At 63.9% G+C, this 15937-nt stretch carries 15 protein-coding genes; 9 read left to right on the top strand and 6 right to left on the bottom strand.

Features of this window, described 5'->3' with window-relative positions; genetic code table 11:
• Window positions 1-6 precede the first annotated feature (6 nt).
• Entirely contained in the window at window positions 7-723 is a 717-nt protein-coding gene (locus DAAJ005_RS14285; protein WP_151848573.1) for a YqhA family protein, read from the bottom strand.
• A gap of 47 nt (window positions 724-770) precedes the next feature.
• On the opposite strand from DAAJ005_RS14285, the gene DAAJ005_RS14280 reads away from it, so the two are divergent.
• The gene (locus DAAJ005_RS14280; RefSeq protein ID WP_151847701.1) at window positions 771-1562 is read left to right on the top strand and encodes an APH(3') family aminoglycoside O-phosphotransferase; all 792 of its coding nucleotides are present in this window, start codon (window positions 771-773) and stop codon (window positions 1560-1562) included.
• Window positions 1563-1724: 162 nt separating this feature from the next.
• Here DAAJ005_RS14280 and DAAJ005_RS14275 read toward each other — a convergent pair whose 3' ends face one another.
• Together DAAJ005_RS14275 and DAAJ005_RS14270 are read right to left on the bottom strand one after the other, a co-directional pair.
• On the bottom strand, window positions 1725-2225 hold the full coding sequence (locus tag DAAJ005_RS14275; RefSeq protein WP_151847700.1) for a DUF3105 domain-containing protein: 501 nt from the start codon (window positions 2223-2225) through the stop codon (window positions 1725-1727).
• 33 nt (window positions 2226-2258) lie between these two features.
• The gene (locus DAAJ005_RS14270; RefSeq protein WP_151847699.1) at window positions 2259-3722 is read right to left on the bottom strand and encodes an MBL fold metallo-hydrolase RNA specificity domain-containing protein; all 1464 of its coding nucleotides are present in this window, start codon (window positions 3720-3722) and stop codon (window positions 2259-2261) included.
• 383 nt (window positions 3723-4105) lie between these two features.
• Here DAAJ005_RS14270 and DAAJ005_RS14265 point away from each other — a divergent pair, with 383 nt between their 5' ends.
• On the top strand, window positions 4106-4555 hold the full coding sequence (locus DAAJ005_RS14265) for a universal stress protein (RefSeq protein WP_151847698.1): 450 nt from the start codon (window positions 4106-4108) through the stop codon (window positions 4553-4555).
• Between the two features lie 10 nt (window positions 4556-4565).
• Window positions 4566-5480 carry an L-lactate dehydrogenase gene (locus tag DAAJ005_RS14260; RefSeq protein ID WP_151847697.1) on the top strand — a complete coding sequence of 305 codons (915 nt, stop codon included), beginning with the start codon at window positions 4566-4568 and terminating at the stop codon, window positions 5478-5480.
• On the opposite strand, the gene DAAJ005_RS14255 is transcribed toward DAAJ005_RS14260, so the two are convergent.
• From DAAJ005_RS14255 to DAAJ005_RS14245, 3 genes are read right to left on the bottom strand one after another with little or no spacing between them, the layout of a single operon-like run.
• Window positions 5449-6573: an LptA/OstA family protein gene (locus DAAJ005_RS14255; RefSeq protein ID WP_226342440.1), complete on the bottom strand. Its 1125-nt coding sequence runs from the start codon at window positions 6571-6573 to the stop codon at window positions 5449-5451. The genes DAAJ005_RS14260 and DAAJ005_RS14255 overlap by 32 nt on opposite strands.
• 46 nt (window positions 6574-6619) lie before the next feature.
• Window positions 6620-7507, bottom strand: coding sequence for an LptA/OstA family protein (locus DAAJ005_RS14250; RefSeq protein WP_151847695.1), 888 nt, complete (start codon window positions 7505-7507; stop codon window positions 6620-6622).
• Between the two features lie 51 nt (window positions 7508-7558).
• A complete protein-coding gene (locus DAAJ005_RS14245; RefSeq protein WP_151847694.1) occupies window positions 7559-8182 on the bottom strand; it encodes a hypothetical protein in 624 nt (207 codons plus the stop codon).
• Between the two features lie 123 nt (window positions 8183-8305).
• On the opposite strand from DAAJ005_RS14245, the gene DAAJ005_RS14240 reads away from it, so the two are divergent.
• The 6 genes from DAAJ005_RS14240 (at window position 8306) to DAAJ005_RS14215 (ending at window position 15896) form a co-directional block, all read left to right on the top strand.
• A complete protein-coding gene (locus tag DAAJ005_RS14240; protein ID WP_151847693.1) occupies window positions 8306-9094 on the top strand; it encodes a TatD family hydrolase in 789 nt (262 codons plus the stop codon).
• Between the two features lie 31 nt (window positions 9095-9125).
• Entirely contained in the window at window positions 9126-9440 is a 315-nt protein-coding gene (locus DAAJ005_RS14235) for a PadR family transcriptional regulator (RefSeq protein WP_151847692.1), read from the top strand.
• Window positions 9437-10066, top strand: coding sequence for a hypothetical protein (locus tag DAAJ005_RS14230; RefSeq protein ID WP_151847691.1), 630 nt, complete (start codon window positions 9437-9439; stop codon window positions 10064-10066). The genes DAAJ005_RS14235 and DAAJ005_RS14230 overlap by 4 nt, the downstream gene beginning before the upstream one ends.
• 153 nt (window positions 10067-10219) lie before the next feature.
• Window positions 10220-11893 carry a DUF2334 domain-containing protein gene (locus DAAJ005_RS14225; RefSeq protein WP_192930780.1) on the top strand — a complete coding sequence of 558 codons (1674 nt, stop codon included), beginning with the start codon at window positions 10220-10222 and terminating at the stop codon, window positions 11891-11893.
• Window positions 11894-12170: 277 nt separating this feature from the next.
• Window positions 12171-13877 (top strand): polysaccharide deacetylase family protein, encoded by a 1707-nt coding sequence (locus DAAJ005_RS14220; protein WP_192930779.1) that lies wholly within the window; start codon window positions 12171-12173, stop codon window positions 13875-13877.
• A gap of 297 nt (window positions 13878-14174) precedes the next feature.
• Window positions 14175-15896: a DUF2334 domain-containing protein gene (locus DAAJ005_RS14215; RefSeq protein WP_151847688.1), complete on the top strand. Its 1722-nt coding sequence runs from the start codon at window positions 14175-14177 to the stop codon at window positions 15894-15896.
• Window positions 15897-15937 lie beyond the last annotated feature (41 nt).

The following is a 15937-nucleotide window of genomic DNA, read 5'->3' as shown; positions in this document are numbered from 1 at the left end:
GCCGCTTTAGCTCTCTGCCCCAGCGTCGGCCTCCACTTTCCCCTCGGCCTTGCCTTCGGTAGCTTCCTCGGCGCGTTTCACGTCCTCTTCCTCAATGTGGCGCTGCTCGTCGTCATGCTCGAACAGTTCTCGGCGGGCGCGCAGTTTGGCCTCAGGCTGTTGCAGATCGCTGCCCTGGCCGCTGTGAACCCTCTGAAAAAAGACCAGTGCGCCGCCGACCAGTGCAAACGATCCGGCGAAGTACAGGGTTTCTACCGGGTCCTTCCAGCGCACGAAATGCTCCAGAAAGGTCACGCCCAGAATGACGATGATCACCGAGATGATCTTCTGTTCCAGATCGGCCAGACTTTCCACCCCCAGCGCGCTGGTCAGGTTCAGCGGCGAGATGAACAGCGAGTACAGCCCCACGCCGATCAGGTAGAACACCACCGCCTTGAGCATGGTGGAGACGATTTCTAGAAAGTCGATGGCCAGGGTGCCGCGCTGGCTCTCGATGCCGTTGAAGATGGTGTCGTGCCAGGAGTTGTAGAGGGTGGACAGGGCCAGCACCGTGCCCTGGAGGAACAGGCTGAACGACACCAGCAGCACCGCCACGACGGCGATCAATACGACGTAGCGCGTGCGTCCGATGGCGGCGGAAAACACATCGGTCTGGCGTTGCTGTCTGGTGCTGGGGGGAGCGACGGGTCGCCCCCTCTTGGAGGTGGTGGTCACGCCTCTCATGATGCCCTGAGTGGCCCGCCGCGAATGCATGATCTATCCTGCGCCCCGTGCCCGCTGAAGCTCACGAAACCTTGATCCTGCCGCCTCCACTGCGCCGCGTGCTGCCCGCCGCCCGCTGGGAGCGCGTGAACGTGGGCGAGAGCGGCGCGGGCGTGTGGAAGTCGCAGAAATTTGTGGTCAAGGTGCAGGCGCGCGGCGGCGTGCGATTCGCCACCTCGCTGCAACAGGAGCGCGAGCGCCTGCGCTGGCTGGCCGGGCGCGTCCCGGTGCCGCGCGTGGTTGGATACGAGGTAGAGGACGGCCTGGAATACCTCGCTCTGACCCGCGTGCCCGGCCTGGACGCCTCGCACGCGGATGTGCTGTTTCACCCGGACCGGCTGGTGAATCTGCTGGCCCGCGCCCTGCGCGAGTTGCACGCCCTGCCGCTGCGCGAGTGCCCCTTCAACATGTCCCTGAGCGTGATCCTGCCCCACGTCCGCGAACGGGTGGCGGCGGGTGTGGTGGACGAATCGGATTTCGACGGCGAACGCGAGGGACGCACCGCGATCAGCGTCTTCAACGAACTGGCCCGCACCCGCCCCGAAAAGGAAGATCTGGTGGTCACGCACGGCGACGCCTGCCTGCCCAACTTCATCGTCAACGGTGAATTCATCGAGGGCCTGATCGACGTGGGCCGCGCCGGAATCGCGGACCGCCACGCCGATCTGGCCCTGACCCACCGCAGCCTGGGTCGCAACCTCAGTGCCGAAGCTGCCGAGGGCTTCCTCGATCTGTATGGGCGCGGGTTCGTCGATCCGCAGAAGCTGGCGTATTACCGCCTGCTGGATGAGCTGTTCTAAAGCGGTTGTCATAAAAAGACTATGTTTATGACCGAGCGGAGCGAGCGACTTTTAATGAGCAGGACGGACTTGCAAAGCTGCGGAGCAGAGAATGGAGTCGCCGGAAGTCTTTTACTCCGGTGACGTAATTTGGAGAACTGTTTTGGTCTTTGCGGGGCGACGCTACCTGACGTTGCTGTAGCCGCCCGTGCAGGCCGCGCCACGCTCGGGGGTGGTGGGTCCCTGCTCGTACCGGTCCAGAAAGGTCTTCAGGCGGGCGTCGTCGGGTTTATCTACCTTGAGCTGCGCGCCCCAGGCGCTGGCGGCCACGGGCGTGTCCATGCCGTTATAGGGGCTGAGCAGCGTGTAAGGGCGGCCATCCACCAGGGTTTTCAGTTGCGCCACCCCCGCCGCGTCCAGATCAGGGCGGTAGGTGATCCAGACCGCGCCGTGTTCCATGCTATGCACGGCGTATTCGTTGTACAGCGGCTGGGCGTAGACGCCGCAGTTTTGCCACAGCGGGTTGTGTGCGCCCCCGGCAGGTGGGTTCTCGGCGTAGACCAGGGAGCCGCTGCGGTGATCGCCCGCCGGGTAGGTGAAGGTCTGGAGGCCCTCCAGGTCGGCACTCTTGTCGTTGCAGGCCGTCAGGGTCAGGAGGAGAAGGGGAAGAAAGGCGCGCTTCATCGCCGCCCAGCATAGCGGGGCCAGGTTAAGGTTTTATTCGCCCGCCTCCATCTTCACGCCCGTTGCCAGCGGGTCCAGTGCCAGCCCCGGCGGACGCCCGCCGCTGAAGCCGTTCCCCAGCAACTCCACCTCCTGACGGTCCGGCACGATGTCGCCTTTCAGGCCACGGGCTGCCAGCCTGGGCAGGAAGGCGTCCATCACCGGCACCTCGCCGTGAACCAGCCAGACATGGGGGTTTCCGGCAGTCTCCAGAAAGGCCAGCAGATCGTCCTGATCGGCGTGGGCGGAAAAGCCGCCGATGGTGTGGATCTGCGCCCGCACGGCGATGTCCTCGCCCATGATCTGTACGGTGTCGGCCCCGGCCACGATCTGCCCGCCCAGGCTGCTGGGCGACTGGTAGGACACGATGATCAGGCTGGTCCCCGGCTTCCACAGGTGGTGGCGCAGGTGGTGCTGGATGCGCCCGCCGGTCATCATGCCGTTGCCCGCCAGGATGATCGCCGGGCCGTCGTAGCGGTTGATGCGTTGCGACTCGTCGCCGGTCAGGACCTCGTGTAGCGTGCTGGGCGCGAAGGGGTCCTCGCCTGCGCGCAGGGCGTCCCGGACCTCGGGCACCAGTTCATCCCCGAACCCGAAATACGCGCGGGTGGCGCGGGCGGCCATCGGGGAATCCAGAAACACCGGAATGCGCGGCACCTCGCCGGAATCCATCAGTTTCTTGAGGGCATGCAGGATGGTCTGCGAGCGCTCGATGGCAAAGCTGGGGATCAGAATTTTGCCGCCCGCGCGCACGCTGACGCGCAAGGCGGCGCTGAACTCGGCCAGGGTTTCGGGCCATGCGCGGTGGCTGCGGTTGGCATAGGTGGTTTCCAGCACCACGGCGTCGGCCTGGGGTGGGGGCGTGAAATCCAGTTGCAGGCCACTCGCGCGGTTGCCCAGATCGCCGCTCATGATCAGCCGCCCGTCCGCGCACTCCAGCAGCAGGTACGCGCTGCCCAGGATGTGCCCGGCCCGCTGAGGCGTCACGCGCAGGCCCGCCACGTCTGTGTGCTGCCCAAATTCCAGCACCGGGCGCAGCAGGGCCAGGGTGCGGTGAACGTCCTCCTCGTCGTACAGCGGGGGCAGAACTTCATGTTCGCGGTCCTGGCGGCGGGCGCGGCGCAGGTCCTGGCGGTAGCCCTCCACCTGAAGGCGTGCCGAGTCCAGCAGCACGGTTTCTGCCAGTGCGGCGGTGGGCGGCGTGCAGTACACCGGCCCCCGGTAGCCTCGGTTTACCAGCAGCGGCAGGCGGCCCACATGGTCCAGATGCGCGTGGGTCAGGATCACCGCGTTCAGCTCCGCCGGGTCAAAGGGATAGGTTTCGTGGTTGCGGGCTTCCATGTCGCCGCCGCCCTGGAACAGCCCGCAGTCGATCAATATTCGCCGTCCGCCGTCCAGCGTCAGCAGGTGCATGCTGCCCGTCACCGTACAGGCCGCGCCGAAACTCTGGAGTCGCATGGGGAAGTTTAGCGTGCAGGTGGGAATGGTTTGATGCTGGGAACGGGGGCGCGCGAAGTTGGTTTCAGGGGGCTGGGCAGCCTGCCACGGGTTGACCCCTCAGTCTGCTTCGCAGCCAGCTCCCCTTAGAGGGAGCCAAGAGTGGCAATTGAACGTGCCACGGAGAAATCTCCTTGCCTCCCTTCTACGGGGGGATTCCCCGAAGGGGCGGACTCGCAGAGCTGCGGAGCAGAGGGGTCAAGCGAGCAGGACAATCCCAAAACCAAATTCCATCCGCGTCTCCTCTCGGAGAGCCACGCCCATCAAAACCATCAATCGGATGAGGCCGATCTTCACCCTCTTCATCTTGCCTGTTCCCTGTCGACGCGCGTAGCCTGCGGCCTATGACATCGACTGGTTTTGCCAAGATCGCCGTGGGCGTGGATTTCTCGCCTTCCAGCCAGAACGCGCTGGCGCTGGCCCGCGCCCGTTTTCCGGGCGCGCAGATTCGGCTGTTGCACGTCACGGACGCTCGTGTGACCACCTCGCCGGACCTGATGGGCGGCGTGACCCCCGCCGTGTTCGATGCCGGGCTTCTCAACTCTCTGGAAGATGCCGATGCCAGGCGGTTGGCCTCGATCATGCAGGACGGCGAGGAAACCGAGCAACTGGTGGGCGATCCGGTCACGGGCATCGTAGAAGCTGCCGCCCGCTGGGGCGCGGACCTGATCGTGGTGGGCACGCACTCGCAGGGCGCGCTGGAACATTTTTTCATTGGCAGCAGCGCCGAGAAGATCGTGGGCCGCAGTCACCTGCCAGTGCTGACCGTGCGCCTGCCGGACCGCCGCTCTTGAGGGGCCATCCATGAAAGTCGGTGTCGTTGGCGCGGGGCTGGTGGGCGCCACCGCCGCCTATGCCATGACCCTGCGCGATTCGTGCAGCGAGATCGTGCTGGTTGATCAGGATGAGAGCCGGGCGCGGGCCGAGGCCCAGGACATCGCCCACGCCGCGCCGATCAGCCACGGGGTCCGGGTCAGCAGTGGCGATTACGCGGCGCTGGAGGGCAGCAAGCTGGTGCTGATTGCTGCCGGAGCCAACCAGAAACCCGGCGAGGGCCGCACCGAGCTACTGGAGAAGAATGCCGAAATCTTCCGGCAGGTCATCCCACAGGTGGCTGTACATGCCCCCGGCGCAGTGCTGTTGATCGCCACCAATCCCGTGGACGCGCTGACCGATCTGGCCGTGCATCTGGCCCCCGAACATGCGGTGATGGGATCTGGCACGGTGCTGGACAGCGCCCGCCTGCGCTGGCTGATCGCGCAGCATGCCGGAGTCGACGCCACGAATGTCCACGGCTATGTGCTGGGTGAACACGGCGACAGCGAGGTCATCGCCTGGAGCAGCGCCACTGTGGCCGGGCTGCCGGTGGCCGAATTCATGGCCGCGCGTGGCCTGCCCTGGACTCCCGAGATTCGCGCCGGAATCGAGGCCGGAACGCGTGACGCCGCCGCCAGCATTATCGGCGGCAAGCGGGCCACCTATTACGGCATCGGCGCGGCGCTGGCGCGGATTACCGAACGGGTACTGGGGGACCGCCGCGCCGTGCTGACCGTCAGCGCGCCCACCCCCGAATACGGCGTCAGCCTCAGCATTCCGCGCATCGTGGCGGCGGGTGGCATCGAGGCCAGCGTGATGCCGAAGCTGACTGAAGACGAAAAAGCCGCACTGGAACGCAGTGCGGCGGTAATCAGGGCGTCCGTGGCAAGGTTGGGTTTGTAGGACCGAGCGGCGAGCCGTTGGGGTCTTCCGATGGATTGCGCGGAGGGAGCGGACGGGTGCCGGGAGTTGCCGTATCAGGCGTCGCCGCTGGCGCTGAATTCGTCGCATCTCCCTCTTCCACAAATTCCCCGGTGATGGTGCCGCCCTCGGATTTCACCGCGTAGACTTCGTTTTTGTCCAGGTCATACAGGATTGTTCCGGCGCGCAGGGTGTCGCCGCCCTTGATGCTCACGGCAGGCTGCTCCGGCGTGCCGATCAGGCGGGCCAGATTCGCGGCGTCGTCGTACTCCACCCGCCCGGCCTTGCTGACCCGCCCGCCCTCGCTGTTCAGGACCACGTTGCCCACCAGCGTGGTCTTCTCGTCGTCCACGTTGACCTCGATGCGCTCGCTGCTGCCGGTCAGCGGGTCTTTCTCGTTGGCCCGCTTGAAGGTCACCGGGCCGTTGATGCGGGCGATGCCGTCTGTCTCGTCGTAGACCAGTTTCTGGCCCTGCAACTCGGTCTTGCCCTGCGTGACAAAGACGGTATCGGGGGCGGGTTTGGGACTGGCTTCCACACCGCAACGGGTCAGGCGATCCTTGGCATCGGTGGGAACGGTTTCCAGAAAACGGGCGGTCCCGGCGCTGGCGTCCACCCGTCCGTCGCTGCCGTCCTGGCCGTCTTTGGGCTGCTGCTGCGTGACCACCGCCAGCGGCACGCGGATCACGTTCTTGTCGATGGTGATCCGCACGCCTCCCGGCCCAGTTTCACTGAAGACCGCCAGATTGGGCGCGTCTTCCGGGTCATCCTCTTGCGGGCTGCACACGGCAAAGATGCCAGTGTCGTCGCTGGTGCCCGTCCGCACGATGCGGATACGGCGTTCCTTGCCGTCCTTGTCGCTCTTGCGGACCAGATCCAGGCTGGCGTTTTCCGCGCCCGGCGTGTCGGTCTCAGGGGAGGCGGTCTGGTCAGGAGAGGTGGGATCGGCGGCAGGTACAGAGGGCTGCGTCTGGGCGGGAGGCACGGCGGGTGTCGGAGTTGCTGGCGACGTGTCCTGTGCCAGCACCCACACGGGCAGCGCTGCGCCCGCAGTCAATGCCAGCGTGACTGCCACCCCCCTGAGCCGAAACTTCAGCCGAAACCTCCGCATAGCCCTCAGCTTACTTCTCGCCGCTCAGCTTGAACTGTTCGACTGGAATCTTGTACGCCGAGTTCAGGGCGCGCACACGGGCCAGATCGGTGCGCTGTTCCAGGTAGCCGCTGGCCGGGGCGCGCACGGTGACCTTGCTCTTGCTGTCCACGCTGACCGCGTTGCCCACCACATAGGCCACGTTCTTCTTGTCGTCGTAGTACACCGCGTTGCCCGTGGTGGTCTGCGTGCCCTGCACCAGTTTCACGCCGCCCGACACGTACAGCGTCTTGGTCTTGGTCAGCGCGCGGACTTCCTGCCCCGTGATGGTCAGTTCCTTCTGGTTGCCCTTGGCGGCGCGCGTCAGGCTGGGGTTGCCGGTCATCTGCGCCAGTTCCTTGTCCTCGTCGAAGATCAGTTTGTCGGCCTTGCCGGTCTGGTTGCCGTTGGTCAGGCCGACGTTGCCCGTGCTGGTCGAGATGTTGTTGTCCACATCCAGGCTCATCTGCGAGGCGTTGATGCTGACCTTGTCGCCGTCTTCCTTGTTCTCGGGCACAAAGGTGGCGCTGGGACTGCCGCTCAGGACGCCCTGCCCGGTGGCCTCGCTGTAGGCCAGGGCGCTGCCCGACGCGCTCAAGCGTCCACGCTCCACCTTCACGTTGCCGGTGAAGTTGGCGGTGCGTTTGCCCTCGGCGTCCAGCAGCGAGATGCCGCTGGGGGCCGCCAGCGTGGCCTGTGCGGCCTCAATCTTGAGGGTGCTGACGGTGGCTTTGACCGGATTGCCACTGTAGGTCAGTGGTCCGGTGCGGACATTGCCGCGCGCCCCGCCCTGAATCTTGACGATACGGTTGGGGTTGGAGGCAGTCTGGGCCAGCGCGGTCAGGCTCAGCAGGCCGATCATCAGGGCGATTCGTTTCATGGTGGGACTCCTTGGGACGGTCTGGAATGAGAGGGTTGAAAACGTGTTGTGTCAGGTCTTGCTTTTGGCTCTGGGAACCAGTTTCCCGTTTTCGCAGGTCTCTTCGGAATCCAGATTGAGTGAGGTAGAAGAGGTGTCGTTGTCCATGTCGTCGAGGTCGAACTGGAACGACATTCGTAGTTTCTCGGCGTGGCCGTTCAGGAAGGGAGACGTGATGTCAGCTATCGGCGCGGTGAACCCGTAGCCCTGTTCGATCTTGACTGGATTCTGGGGCGTTCCCGTCATCACGATGCCCGCACATTCCTTGACCAGCCTGATGCTGGCCTTAACCGTGGTCATGTCGTCCTGCCCGTCGATGGTCAGGTCTGGCGCGTCCAGCGTGGCGTCCAGCGTTTCGCGGCCCGTGAGTTTGCCGTCCGCACCCCGTTCCTTCAGCACCCGCTTGCCGCCGGAAATCCCGGTCAGCAGCGTTTCGTTGGAGACCGGATTGCTGCTGACGTTTTTGGCGGAGAAGCTCCACACGGCGTCCGCGTCGCGTGATGGGAACAGGCGCAGTTCCACACCCTGCAAGGTGGCGTCCGTCTTCGCCCCTTCCCGGTCCGCGCCCGGCAAGAAGGCGAAGATCAGGGCGAAGGCGAGGATCGCCAGCAGCGCGTAGAGGCCCGTTTTCTGCACGCGCGCACTCTAGCGTCCGGCCCTCATGAGAGTGGTGGGCCTGGGATGGGTTGATGGGGGAGGGCGGTGGGGGCAGCGGCGGAAGCCCAGACAGGCCGCCCTTCACCCCTTACCCTGTTCCTCATGATCGACACCCATTGCCATCTCGATTACCTGGACGATCCGGCCACTGCACGCGGCGAGTTGGGCCTGAACGTCATGGTCTGCATCGGCGCGAGTCCTGAACATGCCCGCAAGGCCGTCGCTTTGGCCGAACAGTTCCCAGACGTGTACGCCACCGTCGGCCTGCATCCCACCGACACCGACGAGGACAATTCAGAGGCGCGGCAGGAGTTGGAGACGTTGGCGCTGCACCCCCGCGTGGTGGGTATCGGCGAGAGCGGGCTGGACGACTACTGGGACGACACCAAGCGGGCCGCGCAGCTCAGCGCCTTCGAGTGGCAACTGGACCTCGCGCGGCGGGTGGGCAAGCCGCTGGTGATCCACACCCGCGACAAACAGGGAGAGGACAGCGCCCACCGTGGTGTGATCGACGTGTTGAGCCAGTGGCCGGACGTGCCCGTGATCCTGCACTGCTTCAGCGGTCACCCGGAGCTGCTGCGCTTTGGCCTGGAGCGCGGCGAACACACCTTTTTCGGCTTCGCGGGCAACACGACGTACAAGAACGCCCACGAGATTCACGCCGCCGCCCGCACCCTTCCCCTGGAACGCATGCTGCTGGAAACCGACGCTCCCTTTCTGGCCCCGGTGCCCAAGCGCGGCAAGCCCAACCGCCCCGGCTACGTGCGCCACACGCTGGATTTCATCGCCGGGCTGCGCGAGATGCCCGCTGCCACGCTGGAGCGCATGACGGATGCCAACGCGCGGCGGGTGTATGGGCTGGGTGCGGATACCCCCAATACCCCCCATTGAGATACATCGAATCCAGAGGTATGCTCCTAGCATGAATACCCGCGAAAAACTGCGCCTGTTAATCCTGGCGGTGCTGGAGCGGCAGCCGGAACACGGCTACGCCATCGCGCAGGCGATCAAGGCGCGCAGTGAGGGGCTGCTCAATGCCCGCGAAGGCACGCTGTACCCCGCCCTGCACGCGCTGGAGGCTGAGGGTCTGGTGGACAGCCAGGAACATGACGTTGGTGGGCGGATGCGCCGCGAGTACCGCCTGACTGAGAAGGGTGGCGGGGCGCTGGCAAAATCGCGCCGGGCGTGGGCAGAGCAGGTACGCGCGGTGAGCGCAGTGATTGGAGGCGAGATATGAATTCAGAATTGCAACGTTGGCTGGACACGGCCACCCACACCCTCGCCCCCAGCGCGACCCAGCGGATTCAGGATGAATACAGGTCTGCCTTTGCCGATGCCCAGGCGGCGGGCGACACGAACATTCTGGCCGCCTGGGGCGATCCGCGCCGCGTGAACCGGGAGTTGCGGCGCGTCCATCTGACGGTTGCCGACATGAAGGTGTTGAGCGCGATTGCTCCAAGCCCGTGGGGAGCTGCCACGAAAGGTTGGTTCGTACAGAAAATTTGGTGGTCTACGCCGCTGCTCATAGGGATTTACGGCCTCCTGGGGTACAAAGCTTTTGATTTGACCTGGTTCCAGGCTCTCGCGGGAAGCACCCTGTTTGGGGTGGTCTTCGCTGCTGGGCTGCTGTGGGGTGAACGACAGACCACACTCAGCTCCACCCGCGAGGAGGCTGGAATTTCTGGCCTGTGTATCTCTGTCGGCATGTTCGCCGCTGCTCTTGCGCTGATTCCTCAACTGCCCTGGCCTGCGCCAATGCAAATGCAAGGTTTCCTGTTCGCCGTCATCGCGCTGTTGCTGCTGGTCACGGTCTGGAGTGGCTGGTTATGGCGCAAGGTGCGGCGGGCAGAACTGGTGGCATAGGTCCCTCAAGGTGTAAAGAACTTCACTTTTTACACCCCTGGCATTGCTATGGTGCTAGAGAATGGATCTTCTCCTGCCCTTGCCCGCGAACCTCAACCTGTTCTGCCCATCTCCTGTGGCCCACCAGGGTCTGTGTTGAACTGGAGGACAGGGGTGATCGGCCTGCTGGGGCTGGGCACGGCGTCCCTCGGCATGTGGGCCTGGGCGCAGGCCAGCGCGCCGACGGCTCCTGCTTCTGCCGGGGCTGCAGCGCCGGGGGCCAACGACTCCGGTACGCTGTTTAACGGCTACCGCGTCAGCCCGCCGTACCGCGACCGGGTGGCAGCGCGGCCCAGCCAGTTGTGGCCCGCTGCCAAAGACGTGCCCGAGCCACAGCTCAAGCCGCCCAGCGGCCCCCTGAAAACCGTGCGGGTGTTCTACAGCGATCCCCTGCCCAAGAGCAGCGCTTTCCGGGACGGGGGCAGTCTACACGCCATTTTGCTGGCCAACCTGCTGGGCCAGTACGACAACGTGAAGGTCATTCGCGCCCCGATTTCGCAGTACAAATCCGGGGATGCAAAAAACAGCCTGCGGACCTTTTACATCGGCACGGTATACGACGAGAAGATCCCGGCAGAATTTATGAACGAGGTCAAAACGGGTGCGCCCGTCACCTGGATGGGCTACAACATCTGGAAACTGGGCGACATCACGGCGCTGGGCCTGCAATACAAGAGCCTGCACACCGCCCTGACGCCGGGCCAGATCGCCGGGGCCTATAGCGCCGTGACGTACAAGGGCCGCGTCTACAACAAGTACCCGGCCCGGCAGGAGATCAGCGAGGTCCGCGCCGATCCGGCCCTGACGCAGACGCTGGCGGTGGCCCGCAGCGCGGTGGGCGACGCGATTCCGTACCTGGTCCGCAGCAAGAACTTCTATTTCGTGGCCGACAACCCGTTCCTGTACATCCAGCCCACGGGGCGCTATCTGGTCATGGCCGACAGCCTCAAGACCATGCTGGGCGACAGTGGCACGGCCACCTGCAAGAAGCGGGCGATCCTGCGGCTGGAAGACCTGACCTCTCTGCGCGGGCCGCAGGGCCTGAAAGACACCCTAGACGTGATCGAGAAGCTGAAGGTGCCTTTTGCCATGACGGTGATCCCGGAAAGCTATTACGGCGGCGTGGCCTATCCCTGGAAGGGCAATATCCAGAGCCTGCAACAGGTCTACCGCGCGGTCAAGTTGGGCGGCGTGGTGATCCAGCACGGGACCACCCACAATTACCACGGCCTGCGTGACCCCGAGGGCAACAGCGCCGAGGAATGGGAGCTGTGGGACAAGGAGAACAACCGGGCGCTGGACAAACTGGGTCCGGTCAGCACCCAGGCGCGTATCCGCCAGGGCCGGGCGACGCTACTGTCGCTGGGACTGCGCCCCCGGCTGTGGACCACGCCGCATTATGAGGCTGCCACCGAATTGTACCCGGCCATCAATGCCATCTACCCGCGCGTGATCGAGCGCCGCATGTACGCCGCCGATGGTGTGCGTGGCGGCCAATTCTTTCCGTACCCGGTGCGCGACGTGTACGGCACGCTGGTGCTGCCCGAGAACCTGGGCAACATTCAGAAAGGTTACCTGAGCGATTCGCTGTTGGACGCCGCCAGGGCCAACAGCGCCCTGGACTGCGCCTACGCCAGTTTCTTCGTGCATCCGTATCTGCTGGAAAGCGGGCATGTGGGAACGGACAAGCTGAGCAAGGCCAGCCTGACGGCGCTGATCACCAGTATCCAGGCGCAGGGCTACACCTTCGTCGATCCGCTGGACATCACCACGCGCACGCTGAAATAAGCTGCCACATGTGCAGCCGGTCATGAGAACTTCTTCACTTTAAGGTCTGACTGCGTTATGATTCTGTCAGGCGCGGGTTTCTCCCGTTTTTCCGTCGTTCTAGGTGTGCTGGGTGGTCCAGCACCGCCTGACGGCAGACAGGAAGCCTCGAAGATGAAGCAGCAGCAGCAGCAGCGGTTGCCCCGCATTCCGGCCTCCCTTTTTCCTGACGATTTCTTGTGACGACCCAGGGCCTGAGCAGTTCATTTTCGCCTCATCCACAAGGAACGTGATGCCCATGAAAAAGACCTTTCCACTGCTGATGCTGAGCCTGACCCTGGCGCTGGGAGCCTGCGGCGCACCACCTGCGGGTCCGGGAGCCGCCGATCCGGGGCAGCCGCCCACCTCTCCGGCGCAGCCACAGCCCGTGACCGGCGACGTGACGCCGCTGTTCGGCGGCCACGCCCACCCTGAACTGTTTCGTGACCGGGTGGCCGCGCTGGCTTCGGACCTGTGGCCGTCGCTGCCGGATCAGGCCGCTGCGCCGCAGGACGGTGGTGGGCCAGCCAGCAGCATCAAGACCGTGCGGGTGTACTACAGCGATCCCCTGCCCACCACGTATCCCTACCGCGACGGCGGCAGCTTCCACGCCATCATGCTGGCCAACCTGCTGGGGCAGTACGACAATGTGAAGGTCATTCGCGCCCCGATCTCGCAGTACAGATCCGGGGACGCGGCGCAGGACCTGCGGACCTTCTACATCGGCACGGTGTACGACGAGAAGATCCCCGTCGCCTTCCTGAACGATGTGAAAGCGGGCGCGCCAGTCACCTGGATCGGCTACAACATCTGGGAAATGGGCGACATGTCGGCGCTGGGCCTGCAATACAAGAGCCTGCACACCGCCCTGACGCCCGCCCAGATCGCTGCCACGTACAGCACCGTGAATTACAAGGGGTACAACTACAAGAAATACCCCGCCCAGCAGGAAATCATCGAACTGAAGGCCGATCCGGCCAAGACCCAGACGCTGGCAGTGGCCAGGGACGCGGCGGGCGACGCGATTCCGTATCTGGTCCGCAGCCAGAACTTCTATTATGTGGCCGACAACCCTTTCCAGTACATTCACCCTACGGACCGGTATCTGGTCATGGCCGACAGCATCAAAACCATGCTGGGGGACACCGAGACCGCCACCTGTAAAAAACAGGCCATTCTGCGCCTGGAAGACATCAGCGCCGTCAACGATCCACAGGGCATGCGCGATACCCTGGACGTGATCAGCGCGCTGAAGGTGCCCTTTGCCATGACCGTGATCCCGGAAAGTTATTACGGCGGTGTGTCCTACCCCTGGAAAGGCAACCGGGGCGGCCTGCAACAGCTTTACCGCGCCGTCACGATGGGCGGTCTGGTGATCCAGCACGGGACCACCCACAACTACCACGGTCTGCGCGACCCCGAGGGCGAGAGCGGTGACGAGTGGGAGTTCTGGGACAAGGAAAACAACAAGTCGCTGGACAAGCTCAATCCGGCGTCTGCCCAGGCCCGCGTGCAGCAGGGCCGTGACGTGCTGCTCTCGCTGGGCATTAACGCGCAGATGTGGACCACGCCACACTACGAGGCCGACGTGAGTCTGTACCCCACCATCAACAAGATTTATCCTAAAGTCATCGAACGCCGCATGTATACCGCTGACGGGGTGCGCGAGGGTCAGTTCTTCCCGTACCCGGTGCGCGACGAGTACGGCACGCTGGTGGTCCCCGAGAACCTGGGCAACATCCAGGTGGGCTACCTGAGCGACTCTGTGCTCGACGCCGCCGAGGCCAATAAAAATCTGAGTTGCGCCTACGCCAGCGTCTTTGTCCACCCGTACCTGCTGGAAAAGGATTACGTCGGCCCGGACAAGCTGACCAAAGCCAGTCTGACCGCACTGATCAAGGGCATCCAGGCCAAGGGTTATACCTTCGTCAATCCGCTGAACGTCACCACGCGCACCCTGAAGTAGGGCGGCCTCGGTACCTAGAGCATTCACCTCCTTGAGATCCCCTCTTGGGGGTTTCTTCACTTTTATGGCAGTTTTATGTATAATTTTTCTCAGTACGCTGTTTTCTATTGCCTGACATTTTTGCCTGTCGCCTGCTAGGCCAGATCGTTGTTCCGACTCTGAAGGGCGCTGGCCTGGAAATCTGGAGAAATGACAGTGGGAGGAAAGTGTAGGGCAAGCAGGTCCGCCGCCTCGCTGGACCGTGCTTTCCGGCCCGCCTCCCCACCACCTCCCTGTGAAGGACCGTAAAGGAAAAAAATGACTCTAAAAGCTGCCCTGCCCGTTTCGATCCTGAGCCTCAGCCTGATTCTGGGGGCCTGCGGGTCATCGCCCTCCGGTCTGGGGTCCACGCCGCAGACGGGTGGCACGGACCCCGCACCCACCCAGGTGCAGCAGGCCCAACCGGTGGGCGGCGATATGACCCCGCTGTTCGGGGACCACAGCATGCCTGCGCCGTACAAGGACCGGATTCCCGCGCAGCCCTCCGATCTGTGGGCACCCTTGCCGGATCAGCCGCTTGAGACGCAGTCGCTCCAGCCACAGGCAGCCAGCAAGACCGTGCGGGTGTATTACAGCAATCCCCTGCCCGCCTCGTCTGCCTACCGCGACGGCGGAGCTTTCCACGCCATCATGCTGGCCAACCTGCTGGGCCAGTACGACAACGTTAAGGTGATCCGAGCGCCCATCTCGCAGTACCGCAGTGCGGACGCCCTCAGCAGCCTGCGGACCTTTTACATTGGCACCGTTTTCGATGAAGCCATTCCCACCGCGTTCATGGATGACGTCAAGGGCGGCGCGCCCGTGACCTGGCTGGGCTACAACATCTGGAAGCTGGGGGACATGTCGGCGCTGGGCCTGACTTACAAGAGCCTGCACACTGCCCTGACGCCCACGGATATCGCGGCGGCCTACAACACCGTGTCTTACAAGGGCTACAACTACAAGAAGTTCGCGGGGCCGCAGGAAATCATCGAGGTGGGCGCCGATCCGGCCAAAACACAGACGCTGGCGGTGGCAAAAGACGCGGCGGGCGATCAGGTGCCGTATCTGGTCCGCAGCAAGAATTTCTATTACGTGGCCGACAACCCCTTTCAGTACATCCACCCCACGGACCGCTATCTGGTCATGGCTGATAGCCTCAAAACCATGCTGGGCGACGCGGGCACGGCCACCTGCAAGAAACAGGCGATCCTGCGTCTGGAGGACATCAACGCCTTCGCTGCCCCGCAGGGACTCGGCAACACATTGGACGTGATCAACACGCTCAAAGTTCCGTTTGCCATGACCGTCATTCCCGAAAGTTACTACGATGGGGTCCATTACCCCTGGACCGGCAACGTGCAGAGTCTGCTCCAGGTCTACCGCGCCGTCACGATGGGCGGTCTGGTGATCCAGCACGGGACCACGCACAACTACCACGGCCTGCGTGACCCTGAGGGCAACAGCGGCGAGGGATGGGAGCTGTGGGACAAGGAAAACAACAAGTCGCTGGACAAGCTCAATCCCAGGACCACCCAGCAACGGATTCAGCAGGGCCGCCTGACGCTGCTGCAACTGGGCCTGTGGCCGCAGATGTGGACCACACCGCATTACGAGGCCGAGGTGAGCCTGTACCCCGCGATCAACAAGATCTACCCTAAAGTCATCGAACGCCGCATGTACACTGCTGATGGGGTGCGCGAGGGCCAGTTCTTCCCGTACCCGGTGCGCGACGAGTACGGCACGCTGGTCGTCCCCGAGAACCTGGGCAATATTCAGGCCAGTTACCGCAGTGACGCCATTCTGGAAGCTGCCGAGGCCAATAAAAATCTGAGTTGCGCTTACGCCAGCGTGTTCGTTCACCCCTACCTGATGGCCGACAATTACACGGGGCTAGAAAAGCTGACCAAAGCCAGCCTAACCGCGTTGATTCAGGGCATCCAGGCCAAGGGCTACACCTTCGTCAACCCGCTGAATGTCACCACCCGGACACTGAAGTAGAGCGGACCCAGCGGTATGGTGGAGTTGTGGGCAGGGCAAAC

It is taken from the genome of Deinococcus sp. AJ005, from assembly GCF_009017495.1.
In the GTDB taxonomy this organism is placed as follows: domain Bacteria; phylum Deinococcota; class Deinococci; order Deinococcales; family Deinococcaceae; genus Deinococcus.
The sequence above is the reverse complement of the archived record's forward strand: the minus strand, read 5'-3'. Positions and strand labels throughout refer to the sequence as shown.